Origin of the sequence: Microcoleus sp. BM001215392, from assembly GCF_036700185.1 — a bacterium.
Classification (GTDB): Bacteria; Cyanobacteriota; Cyanobacteriia; order Cyanobacteriales; family Microcoleaceae; genus Microcoleus.
Map to the genome: position 1 here is coordinate 1 of NZ_JAUBOJ010000483.1, position 3330 is coordinate 3330.

Here is a 3330-nt window from a genome sequence, read left to right on the forward strand (position 1 = left end):
GTAGCTCAGCCAAGGCGGGTTAATCCGCTCAGAGTGAAAGGGAAAGGGGAGGGACCGGGTGCCTCCCACGTCATGTCATAGATGACTATACTTTTACAAGCTATCGCCTCGCGGATGCACTATGGTAGGAATCGAAAAATCATCAAATTCAATCCAAACGGTTGGGGACCTACAATTTCCTGGGGGCCCAATACCGCTGGACTCTCGATTTTATATCGATCGATCGCCCGCCGAAGCCCGAGCTTGCGCAGAAATTAGCAAGCCCGGGAGCTTGATTCGGATTAAAGCTCCCCGAAAAATGGGCAAAAGTTCCCTGATGCTGCGGATAATTAAGGCTGCGGTCGATCGCGGATACCGCACAGTCACTGTAGACTTTCAGCAAGCCGACGAAGCAGTTTTTGCTAATTTAGATAAATTTTTGCGCTGGCTGTGTGTCAATGTCGCTCGCCAACTCAAACTCGAACCAAATCTCGATGAATTTTGGGATGAAGATATGGGGAGCAAAGTAAGCTGTTCTCTTTACTTTGAAAATTATTTGCTCGAACAAATTGACAGTCCCCTTGTCTTGGTACTCAACGAAGTCAACCGAGTATTTGAACGCCCTAATATTGCTCAAGAATTCTTGCCGCTGCTGCGTTTTTGGTACGAACAAGCCAGACAGAGCGAAACCTGGCAAAAACTCCGCATCACCGTCATTCACTCAACCGAAATTTATATTGCTTTGAGTCTCAATCAATCTCCTTTTAATGTAGGGCTGCCGATTAAACTCTCAGAATTTACGGCCGAACAAGTCCAAGATTTGGCGCAGCGGCACGGACTGAACTGGAGTGACAGCTATCCAATCGAGCAATTAATGAAAATGGTAGGCGGTCATCCTTATTTAGTGCATTTAGCACTTTACCACCTGGCAATTTTGCAGCAAAACAGCCTGTCGGCTGGGGAGAATGTGGCAGGGGAGGACTTGGCACCAACAGCGTTAGAACAACTGTTAAAATCAGCTCCTACTCAAAGCGGAATTTATAGCGACTACCTGCGAAATCAGTCGATCGCCATTCAGCAAAATCCCGAACTCGCCTCCGCATTCCAAGAGGTTTTAGCTGCTAAAAATAGCATTCACCTCGAACCTTTTACTGCCTATCAGTTAGACAGTATGGGACTTGTGAAATTAAACGGAAATAACTGTAGTTTGTCTTGCGAATTGTACCGGATCTATTTTCAAGAACAAAATTTGTGCGAGGAAAGTTTCTCCCCGCTTGCCTGGGAGGAGTTGCAGCAAGAAAATGAACGGTTGCTAGCTTTGGTGAATGTAGATGAACTTACTCAAATCGGCAACAGACGGCATTTTGACAGTTGCTTGCGAGCCCAATGGAAACACATGACTCGCGACGGGTCGCCGATATCTTTAATTTTGTGCGACATCGATTATTTCAAAATATATAACGACACTTACGGACATCAAGCTGGAGATAGTTGTTTGCGATCGGTAGCTCGGACAATTCACCGCTCGCTCCAGCGTCCTGCTGATGTAGCCGCTCGCTACGGCGGCGAGGAATTTGCTGTGATTTTACCTCAAACTGATGCCGCGGGCGCTCTGCTGATTGCCGAACATATTAGAGCAAAAGTTAAAGCTTTGAATATTGTTTTTCAGCCGGAGACAGTTGACTGTCTGCCTAATAATGCGATCACGATTAGTTTGGGAATTGCCAGCGTTGTTCCCGGGCCAGAAAATGATGCAGCAACACTGGTACTGGCCGCTGATGAGGCTCTCTACGACTCGAAAAGACACGGGCGCGATCGGCTGACTATGAGCACGCTGTTAAATTTTCGATTTACCGCAGTTAATTAGGATTAAGCTCATGTCCGCCCAAACCCGATCGACAAAACAGGTTCGATCGTTGGGAATGCGAGTCCGCAGAATTGAGAGGAATCGCACTCCCAAGGCTCGAACCTATATATTGCGGTAGTTGGAGGAGATATCAGATTAATAGCGGGGGACAGCGCGATCGACAACCATCGAGTAAGCATCGATACCGCCAACGATATTTTTAACATTGGTAAATCCCCGCTCGCTCAACCACTGGCACATTTGAGCCGATCGCACTCCGTGGTGGCACAGCACAAGGGTTTCTGTATCGCGATCGAGTCGATCGTCAATTGCATCAGACCATTCGGCAAACTCGCTCAGCGGAAAAACTGCAAATCCTGGAAGAGCAGCGAGTTCAAGTTCGTAACGTTCCCGCACATCTACAAGCTGCACTCGATCCGCACTCGTTTCTGCTAAGTAGCGACCTAATTCTTCGACTGTAATTTGAGCAAACATTTTTGATATTTGATTGTAGGACTCACCTATTGACAATACAACAAAATAGTGTCTTGATAACTATGAGTCGTATCGCCACAAATATCCGACGCGAATTTAGAGAATTGTGCAAATAATTGTTAAAACAGAGATAGCACGTAGACTTGATATTTTTAGGTTAATTTTAAATTTTGGGCCAACTTGCTTTCATAGTAAAGCAATTTTTATTTGAGCAGTTAGGGCGCAAGTCATACCGCAGTATATTGGTGACAACTTCATAAGTTGTCACCAATAGTTAAAACCTATTAACGCAACTTGCTATTTATAAGATCGAAGTAGCAAATCGGTTCAAGGCGATCGAACCACCACCAGCAATAGGATTCGGGTCAGTACCGCCCGCTGTCGGCACTTTAGATGAATCCCACAAGTTGTCAGTCACAATAGAGTTGCCGAACAAACCAATACCGGAGTTGCCGCCTGACTTATTGTCATTAATCATGCCGTTAGAGGCACCTGTTGGGCTGGGGATCATCATCGTCTTGACAGAGTTGGTGATAAAATCGCTCACCAGATCGAGTGTTGACTGCGCCACACCATGAGACAGGCCCGAAGCCTGCTGAGACTTACCGCCGTTGTTGAGAATATCGTTTTCTGGTGACGGCGCACGATCGCTCACGTCCAAACTGAGACTGCTTTGGGTTCTGAGCGTTGCGCCTGTAGGAGCCAAATTTGCTGATGAGCTGAGGCTAAGCGGGGCAACAGGCACCAGAATGGTGTCATTGTCCAGGATGGTCAAAGTCGCTGTACCCGGAGTCCCAATCGAGGCATTACCTGTCGGGCTACCCAAACTTAAGTTGACAGTTTCGCTAAGCTCCACCAAAGTATCGTTGAAAATGGGAACGAAGATTGTCTTGGGTGTGGTGTCGCCGGAGGCAAAACTCACAGGGATAGGAGTATTGACGTAATCTAGATTCCCTGTAGCAGTACCATCTGCCAAGTTCACGACGGCTGAGACTGCGCCAGTGCTGGCA

Annotated in this window: 3 protein-coding genes; 1 reads left to right on the forward strand and 2 read right to left on the reverse strand. The window is 47.0% G+C overall.

From position 1 onward, the window contains the following. Nucleotides 1-121 precede the first annotated feature (121 nt). Entirely contained in the window at nucleotides 122-1846 is a 1725-nt protein-coding gene (locus QT974_RS31135) for an AAA-like domain-containing protein (RefSeq protein ID WP_333472239.1), read from the forward strand. Between the two features lie 135 nt (nucleotides 1847-1981). Here QT974_RS31135 and QT974_RS31140 read toward each other — a convergent pair whose 3' ends face one another. After that, the gene (locus QT974_RS31140; RefSeq protein WP_333472240.1) at nucleotides 1982-2320 is read right to left on the reverse strand and encodes a rhodanese-like domain-containing protein; all 339 of its coding nucleotides are present in this window, start codon (nucleotides 2318-2320) and stop codon (nucleotides 1982-1984) included. A gap of 301 nt (nucleotides 2321-2621) precedes the next feature. Next, nucleotides 2622-3330: Calx-beta domain-containing protein (locus QT974_RS31145; protein WP_333472241.1), on the reverse strand; the 709-nt coding region annotated here is incomplete at its 5' end.

Excerpts from the sequence above, each read along its gene's own strand:
- QT974_RS31135 (WP_333472239.1), top strand. The coding sequence starts at position 122 with ATGGTAGGAATCGAAAAATCATCAAATTCAATCCAAACGGTTGGGGAC.
- QT974_RS31140 (WP_333472240.1), bottom strand. The coding sequence starts at position 2,320 with ATGTTTGCTCAAATTACAGTCGAAGAATTAGGTCGCTACTTAGCAGAA.